The sequence below is a fragment of the Chitinophaga sp. G7 BAM 1005 genome (assembly GCF_057126945.1).
The window spans coordinates 720624-743656 of sequence record NZ_CP181478.1 but is presented as its reverse complement, the minus strand read 5'-3'; the positions used below and the strand labels follow the sequence as shown (position 1 = coordinate 743656).

The 23033-nt window shown below is 46.6% G+C and carries 19 protein-coding genes; 8 read left to right on the top strand and 11 right to left on the bottom strand.

All coding sequences use genetic code 11. The annotated features are described in order from the left end of the window. Positions 1-44 precede the first annotated feature (44 nt). Positions 45-1964, bottom strand: coding sequence for a putative porin (locus ACMXI2_RS02915; protein WP_483780225.1), 1920 nt, complete (start codon positions 1962-1964; stop codon positions 45-47). Positions 1965-2037: 73 nt separating this feature from the next. Then, positions 2038-2859: a purine-nucleoside phosphorylase gene (locus tag ACMXI2_RS02910; RefSeq protein ID WP_483780224.1), complete on the bottom strand. Its 822-nt coding sequence runs from the start codon at positions 2857-2859 to the stop codon at positions 2038-2040. Between the two features lie 128 nt (positions 2860-2987). On the opposite strand from ACMXI2_RS02910, the gene sucC reads away from it, so the two are divergent. Next, on the top strand, positions 2988-4199 hold the full coding sequence (gene sucC, locus ACMXI2_RS02905) for an ADP-forming succinate--CoA ligase subunit beta (RefSeq protein ID WP_079469042.1): 1212 nt from the start codon (positions 2988-2990) through the stop codon (positions 4197-4199). A 230-nt stretch (positions 4200-4429) separates the two neighbouring features. On the opposite strand, the gene ACMXI2_RS02900 is transcribed toward sucC, so the two are convergent. Continuing rightward, positions 4430-6808, bottom strand: a complete 2379-nt coding sequence (locus ACMXI2_RS02900) for a penicillin-binding protein 1A (RefSeq protein WP_483780223.1) — start codon at positions 6806-6808, stop codon at positions 4430-4432. A gap of 172 nt (positions 6809-6980) precedes the next feature. Then, complete coding sequence (gene porW, locus ACMXI2_RS02895) at positions 6981-9869, bottom strand: type IX secretion system periplasmic lipoprotein PorW/SprE (protein ID WP_483780222.1); 2889 nt, start codon at positions 9867-9869, stop codon at positions 6981-6983. A 466-nt stretch (positions 9870-10335) separates the two neighbouring features. On the opposite strand from porW, the gene ACMXI2_RS02890 reads away from it, so the two are divergent. The 5 genes from ACMXI2_RS02890 (at position 10336) to ACMXI2_RS02870 (ending at position 12430) form a co-directional block, all read left to right on the top strand. Continuing rightward, positions 10336-10740 carry a hypothetical protein gene (locus ACMXI2_RS02890; protein ID WP_079469046.1) on the top strand — a complete coding sequence of 135 codons (405 nt, stop codon included), beginning with the start codon at positions 10336-10338 and terminating at the stop codon, positions 10738-10740. A gap of 69 nt (positions 10741-10809) precedes the next feature. Then, entirely contained in the window at positions 10810-11232 is a 423-nt protein-coding gene (locus ACMXI2_RS02885; protein WP_079469047.1) for a bactofilin family protein, read from the top strand. Further along, complete coding sequence (locus tag ACMXI2_RS02880; protein ID WP_378227651.1) at positions 11153-11425, top strand: AtpZ/AtpI family protein; 273 nt, start codon at positions 11153-11155, stop codon at positions 11423-11425. The genes ACMXI2_RS02885 and ACMXI2_RS02880 overlap by 80 nt, the downstream gene beginning before the upstream one ends. Continuing rightward, complete coding sequence (locus ACMXI2_RS02875) at positions 11418-11804, top strand: hypothetical protein (protein ID WP_483780221.1); 387 nt, start codon at positions 11418-11420, stop codon at positions 11802-11804. Before ACMXI2_RS02880 ends, ACMXI2_RS02875 begins: the two co-directional genes overlap by 8 nt. 5 nt (positions 11805-11809) lie before the next feature. Further along, positions 11810-12430, top strand: a complete 621-nt coding sequence (locus ACMXI2_RS02870; protein ID WP_483780220.1) for a SprT-like domain-containing protein — start codon at positions 11810-11812, stop codon at positions 12428-12430. Here ACMXI2_RS02870 and ACMXI2_RS02865 read toward each other — a convergent pair. From ACMXI2_RS02865 to ACMXI2_RS02855, 3 genes are all read right to left on the bottom strand, one after another. Further along, positions 12427-13359 (bottom strand): M20/M25/M40 family metallo-hydrolase, encoded by a 933-nt coding sequence (locus ACMXI2_RS02865; RefSeq protein WP_483780219.1) that lies wholly within the window; start codon positions 13357-13359, stop codon positions 12427-12429. The genes ACMXI2_RS02870 and ACMXI2_RS02865 overlap by 4 nt on opposite strands. 83 nt (positions 13360-13442) lie before the next feature. Then, complete coding sequence (gene yidC / locus ACMXI2_RS02860; RefSeq protein WP_483780218.1) at positions 13443-15293, bottom strand: membrane protein insertase YidC; 1851 nt, start codon at positions 15291-15293, stop codon at positions 13443-13445. Positions 15294-15679: 386 nt separating this feature from the next. Continuing rightward, positions 15680-17326 (bottom strand): CTP synthase, encoded by a 1647-nt coding sequence (locus ACMXI2_RS02855; protein WP_483780217.1) that lies wholly within the window; start codon positions 17324-17326, stop codon positions 15680-15682. Between the two features lie 333 nt (positions 17327-17659). Here ACMXI2_RS02855 and ACMXI2_RS02850 point away from each other — a divergent pair, with 333 nt between their 5' ends. Further along, positions 17660-18184 (top strand): acyl-CoA thioesterase, encoded by a 525-nt coding sequence (locus ACMXI2_RS02850; RefSeq protein ID WP_483780216.1) that lies wholly within the window; start codon positions 17660-17662, stop codon positions 18182-18184. A gap of 206 nt (positions 18185-18390) precedes the next feature. On the opposite strand, the gene ACMXI2_RS02845 is transcribed toward ACMXI2_RS02850, so the two are convergent. Further along, positions 18391-19041 (bottom strand): HD domain-containing protein, encoded by a 651-nt coding sequence (locus tag ACMXI2_RS02845; protein WP_483780215.1) that lies wholly within the window; start codon positions 19039-19041, stop codon positions 18391-18393. A 20-nt stretch (positions 19042-19061) separates the two neighbouring features. Between ACMXI2_RS02845 and ACMXI2_RS02840 the strand changes: the two genes are divergently transcribed. Then, on the top strand, positions 19062-19259 hold the full coding sequence (locus tag ACMXI2_RS02840; RefSeq protein WP_483780214.1) for a DUF488 family protein, N3 subclade: 198 nt from the start codon (positions 19062-19064) through the stop codon (positions 19257-19259). On the opposite strand, the gene ACMXI2_RS02835 is transcribed toward ACMXI2_RS02840, so the two are convergent. From ACMXI2_RS02835 to ACMXI2_RS02825, 3 genes are read right to left on the bottom strand one after another with little or no spacing between them, the layout of a single operon-like run. Further along, positions 19260-19853, bottom strand: coding sequence for a precorrin-2 dehydrogenase/sirohydrochlorin ferrochelatase family protein (locus ACMXI2_RS02835; protein ID WP_483780213.1), 594 nt, complete (start codon positions 19851-19853; stop codon positions 19260-19262). It abuts the gene before it with no gap. 2 nt (positions 19854-19855) lie between these two features. Continuing rightward, positions 19856-20632 (bottom strand): uroporphyrinogen-III C-methyltransferase, encoded by a 777-nt coding sequence (cobA, locus tag ACMXI2_RS02830; protein ID WP_483780212.1) that lies wholly within the window; start codon positions 20630-20632, stop codon positions 19856-19858. A gap of 29 nt (positions 20633-20661) precedes the next feature. Further along, complete coding sequence (locus ACMXI2_RS02825) at positions 20662-22773, bottom strand: nitrite reductase (protein ID WP_483780211.1); 2112 nt, start codon at positions 22771-22773, stop codon at positions 20662-20664. Between the last annotated feature and the right edge of the window lie 260 nt (positions 22774-23033).

The following is a 23033-nucleotide window of genomic DNA, read 5'->3' as shown; positions in this document are numbered from 1 at the left end:
TAGTGTTGCCACCATACCGGTCATCATATAGTTATCTGTAATTCCTAGTTAATAAACCACCATCTGAGCCCCACCCTGAAAGCGAAGTTATTATACGGATATAATGGTCCTGCATAATTGTTATCGCCCAGGAAAGTATTCAGGTTCTCTGCACGTACATAGGCGGAGAAGGATTTGATCCGGAAATTGGCGAATGCTGCAACATCCGGTAAAGAGTTACTGATTTTGGTGGCATTCTGGTAAATAAACTGACCGGTGAGCGGGGAATAGTCATCTGCGTAATAACCGGTGTTATAGCGCAGCTCAATTCCTGTCATGAGGTTCAGGTTTGTATACAGTCTTTTTTCAAAGGCAAACCGGTTACGGGTCCAGAAAGTGGGAACGTTCAGTGGTCCGTTGCCATGCAACTGCTGGAAGGCGATATCTACATACCAGCTAAACGGCTTAATGGTAAACTTCTTGCTAAACGTTATCTGTAACAGGTTAAACAGGGAGTTATACTGATCGCTGTGATAATAGTCTTTGAAATAGGTGTAATTGGTAAACAGGAAATAATTGGCTGCAAGAGTATAATCCAGTTTTTTGTTTTCGGTGGCAAACTGCAGCTGGGTAATATTCTCCTTCGACAGGCTGGTATTATACCAGGCATCATTAGTACTGTTAAAATATTTGAAGACGTAAGAAGGTTCCTTATTTACGTTGCTGACCGACAGGCGGACATCTCCCAGGAAATCGTTGATATGTCTTTTCAACATGCCATAAAACCCGTAATCTCCGATATTCTGTCCTACTACATAAAACTCGCCTCTTGCAGAGAAATCCCATTTCTGGTTGCGGGTTTTATTACGGTATTCCCCGTGTACGGCCAGGTTGGTGAAATTGATATCTGCATCCAGGAAGGTACCGGTGAGGCTTTCAAAGCGGGCGCCAATGTTTATAAAGTGCCCGAGGTTGCCGAGTACCGGGAACTGGATGAGCGACAGATCATTGGAAATCATTTTCCACTGATGCTTGGCTCCTACCGTGTCGCCAGGTAAAAAGTTATAGTGACTGGAATAAAACGCGGTATCCGGGCTGCTGTCGAGGAATTCGTAGTTATTATTCTGGTAGTTGAACGTATACTGTACGCGGAAAATCGGGTCATACTTATAATAATCGGTGGTATCGTTTACGTGGATACTGTCGCCCCGGCCCCAGTCGTACTGTTGCTGGATGAGGAACCCTGTTTCGCGGTAGTTGGATTTCACCGGTATGCTGCCGCCGAAGAAAGCATACGTTGTGGACGCATCATTGCCCAGGTTTACCGGGATGGTTTTGCGTTGTTTGTAAGTGCTGTTGGCCATGAAGGTATCGCTTCTGATACCTCCGTTTTCCCCGCCGTTGATTTTATTGTAGTAAAAGCTCAGGTAAGTATTGGCGCGTTTGTTTTTGCTCTGGTAACGGGCTGTAAACCGGTAGATATCGTGATTCGTGTTTTGCGAACGGAAATATCCGGGAGCGTTTATTTTGCGGTAGTCGAATGCAAAATTGAAGCGTTCCGTCCGGTTTTGGGTGTGCGACAGCCCGATAACCTGTTCCTGTTTGCTGCCTACCAGGTACTGCAGCTCTGTGTAAGGGCGTGTAGTATAGTAGAAGCGGGCATCTTTATGGGAATTGGAATACACGTCGTAGGCGTGGAAGCCGGCGTCAAAACCGGGTTTCATGCGTGGCGTATAGATCATGTTATAGGCAGCGCTCCCCGTGTTACCGAGTGTGGTGTACGAGGAAGGTACTTTCAGATAATTGGTCTGAAAATCGGCCACGGAGGAATCGAGCTTATAATCGGTGGGCTCTCCTAGGATGCGGTAGGTTAACGTCAGCGTATCCGGCTCGTGTTCATGTTTGGATGTATCCCGCTGCATTTTGCTGGTGCCGCCTCCGCCACCGCCCATATTGTTGATGCGTCCCGAGTTAAACTGGGCCATTAATTGATTCCCGCACAATAACAGCAGGGCTATGAAAATGAAAATTTGCCTCATCCGAAAGTAACAAAAGCGTTTATAGTTGCCGGATTAATTCACTAAATATCAGCGTTAGCTTAGGTTCTGCTGCTTTTGCAGCTGCCAGTACCTCTTCATGGGTGATCACATTTTCTTCTTCACGGATACCGATATCGGTGATCACACTCATGGCAAATACTTTCAAACCGGCATGTGCCGCTACAATTACTTCGGGTACGGTACTCATTCCTACGGCATCGCCGCCAATGATGTGCATATACTTGTACTCTGCCCGTGTTTCAAAGGTAGGCCCCTGAACGCCTACATATACGCCGCTGTGTAAAGATATATTGTTGGCTGCAGCAATTTTATTCGCTGCATCGATTAACGTTTTGGCATAGGGTTCACTCATATCCGGGAAACGGGGACCCAGCGTGTCCTCATTTTTGCCCCGCAGCGGGTGTTCCGGTTGCAGGTTGATATGATCCCTGATGATCATCAGATCGCCTACCTGGAAAGATGGGTTCATGCCTCCGGCGGCATTGGAAATAAATAAAGTATGGATTCCCAGGGCTTTCATAACCCGCACAGGAAAAGTTACCTGTTGCATGGAAAATCCTTCATAAAAGTGAAAACGCCCTGCCATAGCCACTACCGGCTTTCCCTGCATGAATCCGAGGATCAATTTGCCGGAATGCCCTTCCACCGTAGATTCGGGGAAATGGGGTATGTTGCTGTACGGAATTTCAATGCTATCTTCAATTTCCCCTGTCAGGTTACCCAGGCCGCTGCCCAGGATAATGCCCGCCACTGGCTTATTTTGCCAGAATTTGCTGATATACTCCCCCGCTGCTGTGATCTTTGCTGTTAATTCACTCATCTGTTTATACATTAATTAAAAGCCGGATTTAAAAAACAAACCCGCGCAAAGTTATTTTTTAATTCACAAATGACTGCAGTTTTATATTTAAATCATAATGACCTATTTTAGCGGCAAATTTTATTCCGATGAACTTACACGAGTACCAGGCTAAAGAACTGTTGAAAAAATATAATGTACCGGTACAGGAAGGTATTCCGGTGGATACCCCTGAAGCGGCTGCGGAAGCATACAAGCAGCTGAAAGTGCAATTTGGTAATGAATTTGCCGTTGTAAAAGCCCAAATTCATGCGGGCGGACGTGGAAAAGGTAAGATCCGTGGTACGGAACAGAGAGGTGTGGCAGTAGGAAAAAATGCAGAAGATATCAAAAACATAGCAGGAAATATCCTGGGAGGCACCCTGGTTACCATTCAAACCGGCGACGCGGGTAAACTGGTAAACAAAGTACTGGTAGCACAGGATGTTTACTATCCGGGCGCTAACCCTGTAAAAGAATTCTACCTGTCTATCCTGCTGGATCGTGCTAAAAGCCAGAACGTTATCATGTACTCCACAGAAGGTGGTATGGATATCGAAGAAGTAGCACACAGCACTCCTGAAAAAATATACAAAGAATGGGTAAAACCCAATATGACCCTGCAGCCCTTCCAGGCGCGTAACATTGCTTTTAACTTCGGTTTGAGCGGCGAAGCGTTCAAAAACATGGTGAAATTTGTAACCAATCTCTATAACGCTTACGTAGGACTGGATTGCAGCATGCTGGAAATCAACCCGCTGTTCAAAACCAGCGATGAGAAGATCATTGCCGTGGATGCCAAAGTAAACCTGGACGACAACTCCCTGATGCGTCATCCCGACCTGGAAGCACTGCGTGATATTTCTGAAGAAGATCCTACAGAAGTAGAAGCCAGCAAATACAACCTGAACTTCGTGAAACTGGATGGTAACGTAGGCTGTATGGTAAACGGCGCTGGTTTGGCAATGGCCACTATGGACATGATCAAACTGAGCGGCGGTGAACCGGCTAACTTCCTGGACGTAGGCGGTACCGCTAACGCACAAACCGTGGAAGCAGGTTTCCGCATCATCCTGAAAGATCCTAAGGTAAAAGCTATCCTGATCAATATTTTTGGTGGTATTGTCCGTTGCGACAGGGTTGCCCAGGGTGTTATTGATGCTTACAAATCTATTGGTAACATCACCGTGCCTATCATTGTACGTTTACAGGGTACCAATGCTGCTGAAGCAAAAGTACTGATCGAAGAAAGCGGTCTGAAAGTACAGTCAGCCATCCTGCTCAGCGAAGCAGCTGCGCTGGTAAATAAAGCGGTTAGTTAATAAGGCGCCTTCGGCGCTTTTAAATTGTCTTGGAGCAGGATTACACTGATTTTCCTGATTTTCCTGATTTAATTCTTTTAGATTTTTATAAATGATTAAGGGAGATATATGCGGATCTATTCGCTTATATCTCCCTTAATCTTTAAAATGAAATATGATCAAATCATAGTAATCACGGTTAATCAGCGTAATCCTGCTCCAAGACAATTTAAAATCGCCGAAGGCGATCCTTACTCTCCTTTCTTCGGCGCCGGCGGCATAGTAGCTTTCGGCTTGTTTTCTTTATTGTCTTTGTGCTCCTCCTTTGGTTTTGCCGGCGCAGGTTCCTGGCTGTCGGCGCCGGGAGTGGCATAATCGCTGGCATCGCCGGAGCCGTAATCATCTGCTGACCCGTTGCCCACGTTTTCTGATTCAGCGCCCGGTTTTACATTGGAATCGTAATTCATGTAAATGTCGTCTTCGCTCATATTGGGCGGTACCGGGAAATGATCATTGGGACTTACTTTCAGGGTTGGATCGGCATACACTTTTTGCATGAAATACGCCCAGATGGGTAAGCCGGTATTGGCACCCTGACCAATGGCCGTTGTGCTGAAGTGGATAAAGTTGTTTTCGCAACCTACCCATGCGCCGGCCAGTATTTTGGGGGTATAGCCCATAAACCATCCATCGGTGTTATCGTTGGTAGTACCGGTTTTACCGGCTATTTCACCCTGGATATTAAAACGGGAACGGACACGGGCGCCGGTTCCACCCGGTGCCACCACGCCTTCCATCATTTTCACCATTGTATAAGATTCCTTTTCGCTGATCACTTCACGTTTTACCGGTGCAAAAGTTTCCAGGATATTACCGTTCCGGTCTTCAATACGGGTAATATAAATAGGTTTGGTATTGATCCCCCTGGCAGGGAACATCGTGTACCCCTGCAGCAGCTCGTACAACGACAGCTCCACGGCGCCCAGCGCAATGGCCGGGTAGGCAGGGATATCGCTGGTGAAGCCCACTTTATTTTTAGCGAAATCGGCAAACGGCTTGGCGCCAATCTGTTTGATCAGGTAGGCGGCCACAAGGTTCAGTGATTTTGCCAGTGCGCCGGCCATCGTAATGCTACCACCGGTGCTGCCTTCCGAGTTATGCGGAGTCCAGCCGTTGATGGAAATAGGTTCATTTGGCAGAATGGTATTTGGCGACATGCCATTCATGATGGCAAAGCAGTACAGGAAGGGTTTAAATGTAGAACCCACCTGACGGCGTGTTTTAGCCACGTGATCATTTTTGAAGTAGCGGAAATCCGGTCCGCCTACCCAGGCTTTTACTTCACCGCTTTCAGGGTCCATTGCCATAAAGCCCGCCTGTAAAATGGCACGCATATATTTGATGGAATCCAGCGGGGTCATAGTGGTATCTATTTCATTCAGGTCTGGTTCGGTAGAGCTTCTCCAGCCAAATACCTTCATGCGTACGGGGGTATTGAACACCCGGGCAATGGTGGAATCGTCTGCTTCATCCTCTTTCATGGATTTATAGCGGTCGGATTCTTTCATGTACTGATCCAGGAATTTTGGCCATTTCTTCCAAACGCTGCCGGTTTTGACATCGTTTTGTGCAGAGAGTGATTTTTGCAGTACAGCCAGGTGTTTGGCCACAGCTTCTTCTGCATATAACTGCATTCTCGGGTTAATGGTAGTGTATATTTTGAGCCCGTCGCGGTAAAGGTTATACTCTGATCCGTCGGCCTTCTTATGCACTTTACACCAGCCTTTCAGTTCATCGCGGAGTACTTCCCTGAAATAAGGGGCCAGTCCTTTGTTGTGATCAATTTTATTATAATGCAGTACAATCGGTTTGCTTTTCGCGGATGCAGCTTCCGCCGGGGTGATAAAGCCGGCTTCCTGCATATTGCTGATAACGGTGTTCCGGCGCTGGAGAGCATTTTGCGGGTTCCTGCGCGGGTTATACAGGGTGTTACCTTTGAGCATGCCCACCAGGATAGCGGCTTCTTCAATGGATAAATGACCGGCATCTTTGCTGAAGAATGTTCTGGCGCCATTTTCAATACCATATACGTTATCCCCGAAAGCTACGGTATTCAGGTACAGGGTAAGAATTTCCTGTTTGGTGAAGTTCCTTTCCAGCTTTACTGCAATGATCCACTCCTGTACCTTCTGAAACGCCCTGCCAATCGGGTTGCCGGAGCGTGTTTTTCCCAGGTTATCCGTTTGCAGGTTCAGGGCCAGCTGCTGGGTAATGGTACTGGAGCCGCGTTTTTTACCGATGAGCAGGTAAAAAGGGATAGCCAGTGTGCCTTTGGGGTCAATACCGGAGTTATCATAAAAACGGGTTTCTTCTGTTGCTATCAGCGCATTGATCACGTTTTTGGAGATCTCATTATAATCGCTGCTGGAACGGTCCACCTGGTAGTATTTACCGAGAATGGTACCGTCATCGGCAATTACTTCTGCGGCCAGTGCTGCCCGCGGATTTTCCAGTTCTTCCAGAGACGGCATGCTGCCGATGATCCGGAAGTTAATGAGTAAAACTAAGAGAACAAGTAATGCTAAGATACCAAAAGCCACCCGCCACAATATTTTCACCGATTTTTTCATGCGCTTATTTAATTTGTTTTATAGCCGGATTTTGCCCGATTCCTTTATATGAAAAGCAATTTATTACTATCTGTTGGCTATATATATAATTTTTTCAATAAAGTTTATATGCAATAAACAAGCCTGTTTATGGCAGCCTGACCGACAAAGCTATTTAAAATTCCAAAAATACTTACTGGGTCACGTAATTATCTGTAAAAAACTTACGGTAGCCGGTCAGGTCTTTAGTGCTGTTTAACAGGATGAAGTTATCCCTGGAAATCACAAAGAAATTGTATTCCGAAGGTCTTATCCGGGGAATGATATTCGCTGCGGCCTCATCGCGTATTTCATCGAAATAGGCCAGGGCCTTGTCTTCGTTGGGGAAAAGCCGGAAAATCAGCATCACATCGTTAGGCGTGAGCACAAAACTGCCGACTTCAATTTTATCGGTGGCATGTTTGGCTGCGTTATAACGGGTAAACTGGTTGAGTCCTTCATCCATCAGTTCTTTAGACACGCGCTGGAAGGAGAGCACTACAAAAAACGGGTTATCAACCGATATTTTATAGGGCGTTACCGGTTTGGGCGGTACGATGGGTACTATGGGGGCGGGCAATATACCTGCCATTCCGGCGGCTATTTTAGCCGAGTCCACCGGTGTTTTGGCGCCGTTGATCCTGTCGGCCAGTACCGGCTGCGGATTTTGCCAGGGGTATCGCATGGAAATATCTTCATCCAGCAATACGCCGTTGGCATCTTTCTTCCTTACTTCCAGCTTGGAGAGGTAATCGGACAGTTCTGCGCGGTGGTTCAGGGCATCCATGAGGGCCTGGGCCTGGGCGCGTACCGGTTCATCTGCGGCGTACCTGGTAAGTACTGCCTGTACAGCATTGCGCGACAGCTGCAGGGTATCGGTGGCAAACAGCGTATCTGTTTTAACGATCAGCATCGCTTCCAGCAAATCGAATTTTGACTGGAGGAAGTTGACGCCATAGGTGCTGTCGGCCTGCTTCTTCATAGCCATTGATTCGGTATAGTTGCCCTTCCGGAAAGCTTCATAGGCGGCATCGTAAGCGGCACTGATCTCTTTCTTTTTCTGGCTGTCGATATCCCTTAAACCGCCTGAGCGGATGATGTCCGCAAAATTGGTATTGCCGTACTGGTTCAGCACCATTGATTTATAGTGATTGGCCTGGGCATTATGATTGAGTTTACTATGCCATACATACAGGGAATACAATACTTCCGGTTTGCGCGGATGATCCGGGAAGAGGATCAGCAGGGAGTCGTAAGTTTCTATTCCAAGGGAATAGTTTTCCAGTTTATCGTGATATAATTTGCCGAGGTCGAACCAGGCTTCGTTTACCGCTTTCTGCGAAGCGGCCAGCTTTTCCGGTGTGAGTGGCAACCCTGCCGCCAGTGATTCCGTGCTGATGCTGTCTGTCGGGACTTCACCCAGGGCGACAGATTTTGTTTCTTCTGTAATTTCTATCGGGCCGGCGCTGTTGGTGGCATTTACCACGCCGTTCTGGCTGCGCCGCCAGTTGTCAACCGGCTGACGGCTGCCCCACCGGCGTTTAAACTCTGAGTAGCCGGCTGATTTACTGCCTGCATTATAAAAATACCAATCGCCTTTTTCTTCTTTTGGTGAATAGGCGGCGCCTCCCCCGGTCATGCTGAAGGAAGAGGAACTTTCCTGTGGATTGGCGGCGGCCAGTTTATCTTTCTTTTTCTTTTCAGCGGCTTCGTTTTCCATGACAGCCACCATTTTCGACAACACAATGTTCCGGTCCGACGGGGATAAGGCAGCTAATTTCTGCAGGCTATCCTCCCGGTGGATAGTTTCCAGCCGCTGCACTACTTCTGTGAGTACTTCTTTGCGGGTTTCCACGGTGGGGGCGTCTGCAAAGTCTTTCGTCATCACGCCGGCGGTGCTGTCGTAATATTTTTTTGCATCGGTATAGTTACGCTGATCGTAGTAAATATCCGCCATGCCTTTGTAGGTGATGGTGCGTTGCATGAGGTTATCACTGGGTATTTTCAGTGATTGTTTCATATAGTTGAGGGCGGCTTCCGGATGATCGGGGTATTCGAGGACGCCCATCGTGTAATAGATCCCGTCGCGGAACCGCTCGAAGCGTTGTTTTTTTAGCATGCGGCGAAGTCCAGCTATGCTGCCGGCTACATCACCGGTAGTTTCCGCGTTGGTTCTGGCAATCTGTAACCGGGCCTGGAAATCCATCATGGGATCGGGTTTCATGCTGATTACGTTGCGGAACTGATCAAGGGCGGAATCCGGGTGCTGCTGGAGGTAAAGCTGGCCGAGGATGTACGACATCCTGGCTTTGGCTACCTTGTCGTGGCTTTTATCGATGGCCAGTTTCAGCGGTTCTATTGTTTCCGGGTATCTTTTCTGGATATAGTGGCTGTAGGCGCGTACTTCCGCGAGGTCGCCATCGAGGCGGTGCGGGAAGTTGGGATCATTATTCAGGATATTGAGCAGCGCCTGTACTTCATCGTATTCCTTTTGTTCCAGCAGGGTACGGGCTCTCCAGAGGAAGGCGTCGTTACGTGCTTTGGTATGTTTAAGGCGACCGAAGAAGCCTTTTCTTTTTTCTTTTGTGGCGATAGAGATCTGGTCATTTTCATGCGCCCCCACTACTGTTTTGTACTCCGACTTCATTTTCGGAGCGAAGGCGATGTTGATGTACTGGAATGTTTTATTGGCATTTTCGAGATCTCCTTCGTAGAAGTAGGCGCGTCCCATGAGGAGGAAGCAGTCGTCGATCCATTTGCCGCGGGGGTCATGGAGCTGAATGGCCATGTTTGTTTTATCGATAACGGAGTCCAGTTCACCTTTGCTGAAGCCCTGGCTTTGCAAACTGAACGGATAAAACGGCAGGAGGATGTTATAGTTATCCTGGCCATCGCGGTTAGCGGTTTTCACTACCCTGTCGAGTTTAACCCTGGCGTGAAAGTAATAGTTGAACCGGGTAGCCATGTTCTGGAAGAATTGTCTTTTCCAGGTCCATTTCTTTTTCTCCAGCATTACTTCTGAAGGGGGACGGCGATCCTGCACCCGTTGTTCGCGGGGTTTAAAAAGGGGCTTGACAGCAGGCTTTTGTTGCTGTTGCTGTTTATTGGGAGCCTGGCCCCGGGAATTTGTTTGCGGAGGCTGATTTTGAGGCTTATTTTGGGCCCGGGCAGCCTGCAAAACCAGGCAACATGACAATATTATTATTCCCAGATATTTTGGTAGCAGTTTGATGATGCAATTCATGGATGCCAGGGTGTATAGGCTAAATATATATAACTTACAGTTTGAAAAAATATTTTAAAGATAGGATAAAATAGTTGATTGAATATGTGTGACAGAAGTGATGCTGACTTTTTTCCGGCAGCAGATATATTTTAATAGGTTGGTTTTCAGATAAAAAGACTTCTTTCTACCTACAATCCTCAAAACACTGTTTCCTATTTTGCAATAATGATTAACTTTAGCCCGCCTTAAAAGAAATAGCATTCTTTAAGAAGTACCGCAAAACATGGCCAAGAAGGGGAATAAAAACAGCAGACGAAACCTGGAAAAACTAAGTCATAAATACCGCCTGGTAATTATGAATGAAGATACCTATGAAGAAGTGACCTCGTTCAAACTCTCCCGGATGAGCGTATACATTGCCTTCAGCACCCTTTTTGTATTACTGGTGGCCATTACGGTAGCTACGGTGGTATTTACGCCGTTGCGTTATTATATACCGGGTTATGGAGATCTGAAACAACGGAAAGAGTTTATCCATTTGAAAATGAGGGCTGATTCACTGGAAACAGCTATCAATGCCCGCGACCAATACCTGGATAATATCAAAAAGGTGATTAACGGCGACTTTACCGGGAAAGTGGATACCACGATGTTAAAAGTACCTGCAGTAGATAACAGCACCTATTAGTATATAAATACAAAAAAATAATATATATTTATTTATATTACACACTAAACTTGAAAAACCTAACTCCCTATGTTCAATAACAATAACAAATCGAAAGGTGACAACAAAGCCATGTTGCCAACATCTACTATTAACATTATAGGCAATGGCACTTCAATACAGGGTGATATTGTATGTGAAGGCGACATCAGGATTGACGGACAGGTAAACGGGCTGGTATCTACCAAAGCTAAAATAGTGGTAGGTCCGGAGGGTGAAATCACGGGCGACCTGGTATGCCAGAGCGCTGACATCCTGGGCCGGGTAACAGGAATTATCAAGGTAGAAGAATTACTGTTCCTGAAAGGGAATGCACTGGTAAAGGGCGATGTATACACCGCTCATTTTGAAATGGAGCCTTCTGCTAAGTTCAATGGCCGTTGCTACATGGACGATCAGCAGCCGGCTGATAACCAGAAACATGGAAAAACCGTCCTCCAGGAAGCCGAATAACCGAAATCTGCTCTTACGATATGCCGGATTAGCCTTCCAGATGATGGCTACACTGGGTTTGGGAGTATTTGCGGGCTATAAACTAGACCAATGGATTGGCTGGCGGTTCCCGGTATTCCTGATCATTTTTTCTTTAATTGCATTAGCCATACTTTTGTGGCAAATTATAAAAGACACCCGACGGCATGAGTGATAGATTTTTTATACGGTTATTCGCAGTTTTTGGAATTTTAAACGGACTTGTTATCATATTCAAACCCAGGTTGCTGGACCTCGGCACACATGTGAATGTGCTGATGGCCGGTAACCTGATCATGGCTATTATCTCCCTGGTGTCTTATATTATGAGTCGCCGGGGACTCGCTTCTTCCAACCATAATGCATTTATCAGGGCTGTTTATGGCTCTACTCTCAGCAAACTTTTTCTTTGCGTAATAGGTATCGCTGCTTACGTGCTTATTTATAAGCCCGATGTGAGCAAGCTGACCATTTTCATGCTGTTGTTCCTGTACCTGGTGTATACTGTATTTGAAACAATCAGCCTTTTCCGGCTGACCAGGCTAAAAAAATAATCTATTTGAAAAAAGAGGCGCCCTTAAATGCATTAGCGTCCTACTTACCGGAAGGGACTTTCGGACAGGTAATGGATTTTCTGACTACCTATAAGGTACACCTGACTGTTACACGCGAACGGTCCAGCATACTCGGCGACTACCGTCACCCCGATGGGCAGGGCAAAGGGCACCGGATCAGTGTGAATGGCTCCCTGAATAAATACGCTTTCCTGCTTACCCTGCTGCATGAAATTGCACACCTCACCACCTTTAATAAATACGCTAACCGCGTAGCATCGCATGGCAAAGAGTGGAAACAGGAGTTCTCTTTTATTTTGCGTGATTTTGTAGGTAAAAGCCTGCTGCCGACTGATGTGGAAGCCGCCGTGCGCCAGAGTATGGCCAACCCCGCAGCCAGTTCCTGCGCAGATGAAAACCTCATGCGCGTGCTGAAAAATTATGACCTCCAGAAAGAAAACCATTTTTTCGTAGAGCAGGTACCGTTACACGGACTGTTTAAAACCAAAGACGGACGCGTATTCCGCAGAGGAGATAAAATAAGAAAACGCTACCGCTGTGAAGAGGTAGCGTCTAATAAATGGTTTCTTTTCAGCCCTGTATATGAAGTGGAACTTATTTCCTAACTCTTCTCCCCTACATAATGCAATACCGGGTAAGCCATTGCGCGGTTGATCAGCTGGGTTTCCAGCTGCAGGATGCCTGCTTCTGCTTTAGCCTGTAGCTTAAGCGCGTCATCGGTAGGTTTGTGATAGTCATCGTGGCCACCGGTATGAAAAAACAGCACCGGTACCCCGCTTACATAGAAATTATGATGATCGGAAGCGCCTTTTCCTGCTGCATCCGTAAAGTATTTAATGCCTGGTTGCTGCACTTCTTTAAATACGGCAGGCCATTGTTCCGCGCTGCCATAGCCGCCAATGCCGATTCCCCGTTCCGGGTTATAGCGGCCAATCATATCCATATTGAGCATGAAATGTACTTTATCCAGCGGCATCAGCGGATGCGCGGTGTAATATTTTGAGCCCTGTAATCCCAGCTCTTCCCCGCCGAAAGCGATAAAGAGAAAGTTAAATGGTTCGCGGCCCTGGTTCTTTACATAGTACCGCGCCAGTTCCAGCAGGCCGGCCACACCGGAAGCGTTATCATCTGCGCCATTGTGGATTTCGCCGATGGGATATTTTCCGTCGAATAAGGCGGCCGTTCCGAGGTGATCATAGTGGGCGCCAATGATAATCGTACGTGCGGCGCCGTTATCCAGGTACCCGATCACATTTCTGCCGGGGATATCTTTATGTTCTTTCCTGGTGAAGGTAAAATCCTGGAAGAAGCTGTTGCCGTTTACCGGCTTCAATCCCAGTTTCTTAAACTGTTTGGCTACATAGTTGCTGGCTGTTTTCCCGCCTTTCTCCGCGGTGCCCCTGCCTTTCAGCTTATCTGAGGCCAGGTAGTTCACTATTCCCTGAATACGTACGGCATCCGGAATCGTGTCCTGTGCCTGTGCGGCGGTGATTGTTCCGGCAGCGCACATCAATAAAAACCATCTCTTTATCATATCCGTTCAAAAATAGAGAAGGCTTCCTTAACGGGAAGCCTTCTGCGAAAAAATATTATTGAAATGTTCAGATTGTATTAATCCTACTTTTTCTTCTGTTGTATTTCCTGCTGACGTTTCTGGACTTCTTCCAGTTTCTCCTGCCACTTGGATTTACTCTTTGGTTTCTTTTTATTTTCCTGGATCTGCGCGTGAATTTTATCATGGTTGATGATAAACTTCTGGATCACAAACTGTAACAGGATACTGATTACGTTAGACAGGAAATAGTAGAAGGTAAGCGCCGCAGCGAGGCGGTTGAAGATACCCAGCAACATCACCGGCATTACGTAAGGCATGTACTTCATCACCGGGTTGCTCTGATCGGTCATTCCACGGTTGTAGAACGCCAGGATCAAACTGGTGATGGTCATGAGGATGGTGAACAAGCTCACGTGGTTACCATAGAATGGTATGTTGAAGCCGAGGTTCAGGATAGAGTCGTAAGTAGACAAATCCTTTGCCCACATGAAGCTTTCCTGGCGCAGCTCAATGGAAGACGGGAAGAAGCTGTACATCGCTACCAGGATAGGCAGCTGCAGCAATGCGGGTAAACATCCGCCCAGCGGGTTTACGCCTGCACTTTTGAACAGTTTCATTTGTTCCACACCGAATGCCTGCTGGTCGTCGCCATACTTTGCTTTCAGTTCATCAATTTCAGGTTTCAGCACTTTCATTTTAGCCTGGGAAACATAGCTCTGGTAAGTGAAAGGAGCTATCAGCAGGCGGATGAAGAGGGTGAGCAGGATAATGATAATACCATAGTTACTGATAAACCCGCTCAGGAAGTTAAACACCGGGATAATGATAAAGATGTTTACATACTTCACAAAAGCAAAGATACCGGTACCCAGTGGGATGATCTTCTGCAGACCGATATCGAAAGATTTCAGTGTTTTATAGTGGTTAGGACCATAATAGATTTCGATCGGGAAGGAGAAATCATTGGTACGGCTATACGGAATCTGTACAGTGCTGAATGTTTGGCCTACGATATTGGGGCTTACCGGCACTTTCGTGTTTACATCCACGTTAGTGAACAGTTCCTTTTTAGCGATCAGGGTGGTATTGAAGAACTGCTGTTTTACGCTCACCCATTTCAGTTTGTTTTCCAGTTTTTCATGACTGGTACGGCTGAGGGTAAAGTAATCATGCTTATCATTTTCCAGCATATAGTGCACCTGGTTGTTCAGGCGCTCGTTTTCGAGGTCGTGTTCCTGTTTGTCTTCCTGGCTGTTCCACTGGAGGCTCAGGTAGTTCTGGTTGCCTGGCAATAAGCCCTGCATGCCAACGGCGTGAATGGTATAGTCTACCACGTAGCTGCCTGGTTTCAGGGAATAGATAAATTCCAGGTAAGAAGCCGGGTTATTGGTATTAAGACGGTAAGCGATTGTTTTTACGCCACCTGCACCTTCCTGGGGTTGGCCGGCGGTGAAGAACAGATCCGCGCTGTTCAGCATCTTTGTTAAGCTGGCAGGCACTTCTACCGAGAGGCGGTTAAAAGAGCCTTCAACAAGCATCAGCGGACCGCCATCATAAGTTTTGTATTGTTTCAGTTGTACACTCGCCGGTTGGCCACCTTTATTGGAAAAAGTGATCTTTACCACATCGTTTTCCAGTACAGTGTTCTGCACATTGCCGGTAGCAGCAGCGGCAAATACGCCAAATTCGCCGTTTAACAGCGCCTGGTGGGCTGAGTCCAGCTGGCCTCCTGCGGCGGCAGCAGCAAGGCTGACAGTATCTGCTAAAGGTGTTTTAGGCTTGTTAAGCTCTGCGATGGAATCTTGCCTGGCTTTTTCCCTTGCGGCTCCTGCCTGTTGTTTCTGGTTGAAGAATATATATCCTACCAACAAAACGCCCAACAGTAAAAACCCAATGACCGAATTTCTATCCATGAAATGCAATTAAAATTTAGGCAGCAAAGGTAAGCAGGATTTTATGAATTGACCATGCTTTTTAGGTGAAACCCCTGTTAAATGCCGCCAAAATAATAAATAAGTAAAAGAAATGCGTATCCTGTTGAGGATCAGGGTGGTTTGGGCGGAGGGGATCGCCTTCGGCGATTGTCTTTTTCAGGATTAGACTGATTGAGCTGATTTCACTGATTATATTCCCGGAGATTTTAGTTAAAATGAAAGAGGGAGATATAAGCGAATATTTATCCGCATATATCTCCCATTATCTTTTAAAATCAAACGTAATCAAATCAGTGAAATCAGCTCAATCAGTCTAATCCTGCCCAGGACAATTTCCATCGCCGAAGGCGATCTTAACCGCGCGCTTACTTCACGATCGTTTCTTCCAGTTTGGCTTTACCGTTTTTAGTTTCTGCATACTGCTTCGCCGCCTTGATAAAGGATACGAAAACAGGCGCCGGGCTTTCCACGGTGCTTTTCAGTTCAGGGTGGAACTGTACGCCCACAAAGAACGGATGGGCAGGCAGTTCGATGATTTCAACAAGACCGCTTTCCGGGTTTTTACCGGAAAGAACGAGGCCGGCGTCTTCAAACTGCCGGAGGAAGTCGTTATTGAACTCGTAGCGGTGACGGTGTCTTTCGCTGATGCTGGTACCACCGTATATTTCGGCCGCTTTGGTGCCTGGCGTGAGTTCGCAGGCATAGGCGCCCAGGCGCATGGTGCCACCTTTGGCGGTTACTTTTTTCTGTTCTTCCATGAGGTTGATCACCGGGTGAGCGGTATCAGGGTTCATTTCCACGGAATGTGCGTCTTTCCAGCCGAGTACATTACGGGCATATTCCACCACGCTCATCTGCATACCGAGGCAAATACCGAAGAACGGCAGCTGATTTTCACGGGCATACTGAATAGCGGTAATCTTTCCTTCAATGCCGCGGTGACCGAAGCCGGGAGCTACCAGGAGCCCGTCGAGGTTCTTCAGTTTTTCGCATACATTTTCAGGCGTAATATGTTCTGAGTGGATATTTTGTACCACTACTTTGCATTCGTTCAGGGAGCCGGCATGTATAAATGATTCCAGGATAGACTTGTAGGCATCCTGTAATTCCACGTATTTACCGATCAAACCGATGGTTACTTTGGATTTCGGATATTTCAGTTTATCCAGGAATTCGCGCCATTTAACCAGTTCGGGTTCTTTTTCCACGGGTAATCCCAGTCTTTTCAGCACAGAAACGTCCAGTTTCTCGCGCATCATTTCCAGGGGTACTTCATAGATGGTGGGAACGTCGTTTGCTTCGATCACGGCATCTACCTGTACGTTACAGAACAGGGCGATTTTCTTTTTCAGATCGCGGTACAGCGGTTCTTCTGTACGGCAAACGATGATATCCGGGTGTACGCCATATTCGCTCAGCAGGCGTACGGAATGTTGCGTTGGTTTGGTTTTCAGCTCTTTAGCTGCACGCAGGTACGGGATCAGTGTAAGGTGTACTACCAGGCAATCTTCTTCGCCCAGCTCCCATTGCAGCTGACGAACCGCCTCAATGTAAGGGAGTGATTCAATATCGCCCACTGTACCACCAAGTTCTGTAATAACGATATCGTATTTACCATCTTTACCCAACAGGAGGATACGGCGTTTAATTTCATCCGTAATGTGAGGGATTACCTGTACGGTTTTGCCGAGATAGGCTCCTTCTCTTTCCTTGTTGATCACAGTTTGGTAGATGCGGCCGGTGGTAACATTATTGGCCTGAGACGTGGGCGTATTCAAAAAACGTTCGTAGTGTCCGAGATCCAGATCGGTTTCTGCGCCATCTTCCGTTACATAACATTCACCATGTTCATAAGGGTTTAACGTACCCGGATCCACATTGATATATGGATCAAATTTCTGAATAGTCACTCTAAAACCGCGTGCCTGCAATAATTTTGCAAGGGAAGCAGCTATAATTCCTTTACCCAAAGAAGATGTAACACCTCCTGTAACGAAGATATATTTTGCCATAAAACTAAAATTCTGCTAAGAATACTTGACCTATAAACGGGGAAGTGCCGGACTGCGTTTGGTGTAAAACCGATCAAGTAAACTACTTCCGAAGGTCATGCAAAGTTACACAAATTTGCGTCGCTCCCAAGTTTTTTACGGCAGCGCTTTATTTGTTTGTTAATTTTTTGGAGATTATATTCAGCTCTCATTACTTATCTACAGGGCGTTTTAAAGAATTTTCAAGTACCGGAAATTATTTGTTAAAAACCTTTATCCGGCAGTGATGTTCTGTAAATGCGTACGCGACTATAAATATATAAACAGTAAATTTGCGTCCGAAATACATAAAAGATGACTTCAACGCCAAAGAGAGCCCAAGACTCCCTGATACAGATGACCGAACTGGTTTTACCGAATGATACCAACACATTCGGCAACCTCATGGGAGGCCGTTTGATGTACTGGATGGACATTGCCGCGGCACTGGCCTGCATGAAACACTGCAGCGCACCCGTGGTAACTGCTTCTGTAGACAATATATCTTTCGAAAATCCCATTAAACTGGGAAACGTGGTACATATTGAAGCTAAAGTAAGCCGGGCCTTCAATACTTCAATGGAAGTACACATGAGGGTTTGGGGAGAAGATCCGGTACAGCAGTACCGCTATAAATCCAATGAAGCTTTCATGACCTTTGTAGCCCTGGATCCCAATGGCAACTCCCGGCCGGTACCAGGCATCATTACTGATACGGAAGAAGAAAAAAGATTATATGAAGGCGCCCTGCGTCGCCGCCAGCTTCGTTTAATCCTGGGTGGTAAAATGAACCCTGAAGATGCGGATGAATTAAAAGCACTGTTCTTCGAAAAGATCTAAGCGGATTTTGTCTTTCTCAGGATTACGCTGATTTTATTGATTTTAAGGATTTTACTTTTGGGATTTTATAAAGGATTTAAAATAATTTGGGGAAATGTGAGCGGATATATCCGCTTATATCCGCTCACATTTCCCCAAATCATTTTAAATCCCAAAAGTCAAATCCTTAAAATCAATAAAATCAGCGTAATCCTGAGAAAGACAACCTACGCTTCCCACTCTTTATAAAACCGCTCCAGGAACACTTCCATAAACGCGTGTCTTTCTTCCGCCAGCTTTTTACCGGTAGCGGTATTCATCCGGTCTTTCAGCAACAGTAATTTCTCATAGAAATGTGTGATGGTAGGGGCCGTACTGTTTTTATACGCTTCCTTTGTCATTTGCATATTGGGCTTTATAGCAGGATCGTACAGCGACCTGTTTTTGAAACCGCCGTAATTAAAAGCCCTCGCAATACCGATAGCGCCAATGGCATCGAGCCTGTCGGCATCCTGTACCACGGCTAACTCTGCAGAGAAAAATGTTTTTTCCTGGTTGCCACCTTTAAAAGAAATGTGACGGATAATATTCTCCACCTGTGTGATGATGTCTGCCGGCACATCCAGCGTTTGCAGAAAAGCTACTGCTTTTGCAGGACCGATATTTTCATCGCCATTATGAAATTTTGAATCTGCGATATCGTGTAACAGGGCGCCCAGTTCCACTACCAGCATATCGGCAGGTTCAGTTGCGGCAATATGTTTTGCCTGCTGCCATACCCTGTAAATATGCCACCAGTCGTGGCCTCCTTCTGCACCCTCTAATTCCGTTTTTACAAAATCTACCGTTGCGGTGATGATCTGACCGTGATTTATCATAGGTGCAATGATATTAATTTTTGCGAAGACGGAAGATGAAAAAACATGTAAGGTTTGCTGAGTTCAAAATAAAATATAAGCATGAATTACAGGAGAAAAGTGATTTGCTGGCCGGTATTAAAAAGAGGGCGCAACATCAGGGGGTAACATTACTATATGGGGCTAAAAACGAAACGAACAACCAGGCACAGGTACTGCCGGAGTTGTTGAAAAAATAATTATACACCTTCGCTTTCAGACTTCACCAGTACTTCGGTGATGCTGTTGAGCTTTTTAACTTTACTGGCAAAATCACCGGTCAGCTTTTCACGGATCAGCGATAATTTGTTCAATACTTCATCGAGGGTATCCGGGATGGCTTCCTGCAGCACCTGTTTCAGGCGTTTGGCAATGGTAGGCGATTTACCATTGGTGGAAATAGCGATCTTGAGATTTCCCTTTTTTACGATAGAGCCCAGGTAAAAATCACAGAGTTCCGGAGTATCGGCTACATTGATCAGCACTTTGCTGCCCTTGGCTTTTTCCCATACGTGATAATTAGAATCCTTGTCGTTGGTGGCCGCTATTACCAGGTCTTTCCCCAGCAGATCGCCACACGAAAATGATTTCTTAATCAGGGTAATATTGGGATACTGGTGTGTTAACGCTTCCAGTTCAGGCAAAAAATCCAACGACACTACTGTAATGGTTGCATCTGCGCAATTTTCCAGCATGGCATTGGCTTTTTCCAGTCCGATATTACCACCGCCCACAATGAGTACATGCAAACGGTGCAATTTGAAAAACACCGGGAATAAATGATTTTCTTCCATTATTATACGGCAATTTTTAGTTCCTCCGACACCTTGTTCTTCAGGGCCTGGAAAGCTTCATGGAAGCTTACCACTTCGCCTATCACCAGAACAGCAGGATTATGCAGATCATGTGCAGCGGCTATTTCCAGCAGATCGGCCACATTGCCCACGCCTATTTTCTGTGTTGGCAAAGTACCATTCTGGATAATAGCGGCGGGGGTTTCCCCTTTTCCTGCTGCGCTGTAAATCCCTGCAATTTCCGCCAGTTTGCTCATCCCCATCAGTACTATTACTGTAGTATTAGCCCTGATGGCGTGATCCAGGTCGCGGGATAAATTCCCGTTCTGTGTGTTACCAGTGATCACCCAAAACCCCTCACTTACATTCCGGGCGGTTACGGGAATTTTGTTGACACCAGGTACAGAGATCGCGCTGGAAATACCGGGAATCACTTCTGCGGTAATTCCAAACTGCTGAGCAAAGGCAATTTCTTCCTGACCGCGGCCGAAAACAAAGGAGTCGCCTCCTTTTAAGCGGACAACGCTGCCATAAGTTAATGCATATTTTACAATCATCCTGTTTATTTCGTCCTGTGAGTATACATGCATTCCTGCACGTTTGCCCACAAAACGACGGAGGCAGTTAGCCGGCGCATGGTCCAGCAGTTCGTTGCTGGACAATGCGTCATAAAGGATTACCCTGGCATTTTGAATAGCCTTTAACCCTTTAACAGTGATCAGTTCCGGATCACCTGGGCCTGCACCTATCAATGTGAGTTTGGGTTGTATCTTTTGCATGAGTGGTTGTGTTTTTGATAAATAAATAATTAAGCCTGAACCAGTTCGCTGGCTTTCTGACGGTATACCTGTGCAGCATTATAGAATGACTGCGCCTGCTGAAAATAAGTTTTTGCAAAACTTTCCGTAGGCTCGTTACCGTTAATCTGCAGCACTACTGTTTTAAAATCAGGCTCAAAGCTGAATTTACCGGTAGCCACAAAGTGTTTATCGAAATCGTTCATGATACCGATCTGCGTGTTGCCGCTTACTGCTTCGCCGAGTAACAGTGCTTTTGCGCCTTGTACAAAGGAAGAGTAGGCGTGATAGATACCATCTGAATAGGCGCCTTTAATAATGGCAGCGCTGCTCAGTTCCAGTTTTTCTTCTGCTTCCAGCAGCAGGGTAGCCACCAGGTCGATGATTACACCGGCGCATTCGCCTACACCGATAGCAGTAGCGTAGTCCTGTGCCTGTCCCCAGTCAACAAAGTCGCCGGCGGTGAGGGAGCTGAGATCCGCCAGTGGTTTCAGCAGTTCATAGAAATACTTTTCGCCTTTACGGTCGTAATATTCGTTGAACAGTTCATTTTCCTGGCCATTAATTTCATAGTCGTGCAGAAGGCTGCGCAACACATCCGGGCCACGGCGGCTTGGCACTTTAATTACTTTATCTGCAACGCGGCCCAGGCCGTCGCCAACGATGCCGCCACCGAGGAGCACCTGCAGGGCGGGCAGTACTTTACCTGCGCTCTTCATGGAACTGCCGTGAAAACCGATGCTGGCAATACCGTGCTGACCGCAGGAGTTCATACATCCGCTGATCTTTATTTTGATGTCTTTATTATAAACGAGATCCGGGAATTCGTCGGTGATCACATCTTCCAGCACTTTGGCGATGCCTGTGCTGCTGGAGATGCCGAGGTTGCAGGTATCAGTACCGGGGCATGCGGTGATATCCGCGATGCTGTCGAATCCGGGTTCTGCAAAGCCTGCTTCTTCCAGTACGCTGAAAACGTATGGGAGATTTGCCGGCAGGATGTATTTCAGTAACAGACCCTGGTTGGCGGTTACCCGTACATCGTCGGCTATTACGGGACGCAGCGCCTCAATGAGTTTGCGGCTGATAGCTGAGCCGATGTTACCCAGTGTTATTTTAACATAAGCTGCAAAGTATCCTTTTTGTTTTTGCTCGAAAGTATTGGTGGCTTTCCAGGCTTCGTATTTTTTTGGATCCTTTATGCTGTAAGCCGGTGTTGGCGCTGCCGGAGGCGGTGTGGTGGCCTGCCATGCGTTTGCATCTACCGGTACACTTTTTACTTTTATGGCTTTGTATTCTTCTTTAACGAGGCGCTCAAATTCTTCCATTCCTATTTTCTGGATGAGGAATTTCATGCGGGCTTTGTTCCTGCTGGTTCTTTCGCCGTAGCGGTCGAACACGCGCAGTACGTTTTCGATATATGGAATGAGCTGATCTGTTTCGAGGAACTCGTATACTACTTTAGCGAGAAAGGGTTGTGCGCCCAAACCGCCGCCTACCAATACTTTGAAGCCACGTACTTCTTTACCGTCGATGATCTTTACTTTAGGGATCATGCCAAAGTCGTGCATAAACGACCAGGCCGTATCTTTTTCTGAAGAGGAGAAAGAGATCTTGATTTTACGGCCCATTTCCTGGCTCACCGGGTTACGCAGGAAGTAGCGGAAGGTGGCATCGGCGTATGGCGTAACGTCGAATGGTTCTTCCGGATCGATACCGGCGCGGTCTGAAGCAGTGACGTTGCGAACAGTGTTACCGCAGGCTTCGCGGATGGTGATACCATCCTGTTCCAGTTTCGACCATAGTTCGGGTGTTCTGTCGAGGCTCACGTAGTGGATCTGAACATCCTGGCGGGTAGTCAGGTGCAGATTACTGGTAGCATATTCATCTGAAATCTCCGTAATGCGGTGCCATTGTTTCAGGGTCATTTTACCGTATGGCAGTTTGATACGGATCATTTGCACACCTGGCTGACGCTGCCCGTAAATACCTCTGGCCAGGCGGAGGCTGCGGAACTTTTCGTCTGACACAGCGCCTTCGCGGAACAGGCGGATCTTCTTCTCCAGGTCTATAATATCTTGTTCAACGATTGGATTTTCTAGTTCTGTTCTGAAGCTTTGCATAAAAAGTATTTTCAGGTGGTGGTAAAGCAATTATTTAATTCTGGTTTGGGGGCGTTGGTCGTTTTTTTATATAAAAAAGCCCCCGGAATGTTTACGGAGGCTCGTATAATGTTGATTTACAGTAAACTGATCACTGATTTTCCATATTACACGCGCCTCATGGGTGTTGATGAACAACAACTGTTTCTGTTACAATTCCTTCTATCATTACCCATATTCCCTATAATTTTAGTAGAGTAATACAAAGATATAAATGCAGG

What these genes read in the sequence shown, in the direction of transcription:
- ACMXI2_RS02915 (WP_483780225.1), bottom strand. Translation starts at nt 1,964, where the DNA reads ATGGCCCAGTTTAACTCGGGACGCATCAACAATATGGGCGGTGGCGGA.
- ACMXI2_RS02910 (WP_483780224.1), bottom strand. Translation starts at nt 2,859, where the DNA reads ATGAGTGAATTAACAGCAAAGATCACAGCAGCGGGGGAGTATATCAGC.
- sucC (WP_079469042.1), top strand. Translation starts at nt 2,988, where the DNA reads ATGAACTTACACGAGTACCAGGCTAAAGAACTGTTGAAAAAATATAAT.
- ACMXI2_RS02900 (WP_483780223.1), bottom strand. Translation starts at nt 6,808, where the DNA reads ATGAAAAAATCGGTGAAAATATTGTGGCGGGTGGCTTTTGGTATCTTA.
- ACMXI2_RS02890 (WP_079469046.1), top strand. Translation starts at nt 10,336, where the DNA reads ATGGCCAAGAAGGGGAATAAAAACAGCAGACGAAACCTGGAAAAACTA.
- ACMXI2_RS02885 (WP_079469047.1), top strand. Translation starts at nt 10,810, where the DNA reads ATGTTCAATAACAATAACAAATCGAAAGGTGACAACAAAGCCATGTTG.
- ACMXI2_RS02880 (WP_378227651.1), top strand. Translation starts at nt 11,153, where the DNA reads ATGGCCGTTGCTACATGGACGATCAGCAGCCGGCTGATAACCAGAAAC.
- ACMXI2_RS02875 (WP_483780221.1), top strand. Translation starts at nt 11,418, where the DNA reads ATGAGTGATAGATTTTTTATACGGTTATTCGCAGTTTTTGGAATTTTA.
- ACMXI2_RS02865 (WP_483780219.1), bottom strand. Translation starts at nt 13,359, where the DNA reads ATGATAAAGAGATGGTTTTTATTGATGTGCGCTGCCGGAACAATCACC.
- yidC (WP_483780218.1), bottom strand. Translation starts at nt 15,293, where the DNA reads ATGGATAGAAATTCGGTCATTGGGTTTTTACTGTTGGGCGTTTTGTTG.
- ACMXI2_RS02855 (WP_483780217.1), bottom strand. Translation starts at nt 17,326, where the DNA reads ATGGCAAAATATATCTTCGTTACAGGAGGTGTTACATCTTCTTTGGGT.
- ACMXI2_RS02850 (WP_483780216.1), top strand. Translation starts at nt 17,660, where the DNA reads ATGACTTCAACGCCAAAGAGAGCCCAAGACTCCCTGATACAGATGACC.
- ACMXI2_RS02845 (WP_483780215.1), bottom strand. Translation starts at nt 19,041, where the DNA reads ATGATAAATCACGGTCAGATCATCACCGCAACGGTAGATTTTGTAAAA.
- ACMXI2_RS02835 (WP_483780213.1), bottom strand. Translation starts at nt 19,853, where the DNA reads ATGGAAGAAAATCATTTATTCCCGGTGTTTTTCAAATTGCACCGTTTG.
- cobA (WP_483780212.1), bottom strand. Translation starts at nt 20,632, where the DNA reads ATGCAAAAGATACAACCCAAACTCACATTGATAGGTGCAGGCCCAGGT.
- ACMXI2_RS02825 (WP_483780211.1), bottom strand. Translation starts at nt 22,773, where the DNA reads ATGCAAAGCTTCAGAACAGAACTAGAAAATCCAATCGTTGAACAAGAT.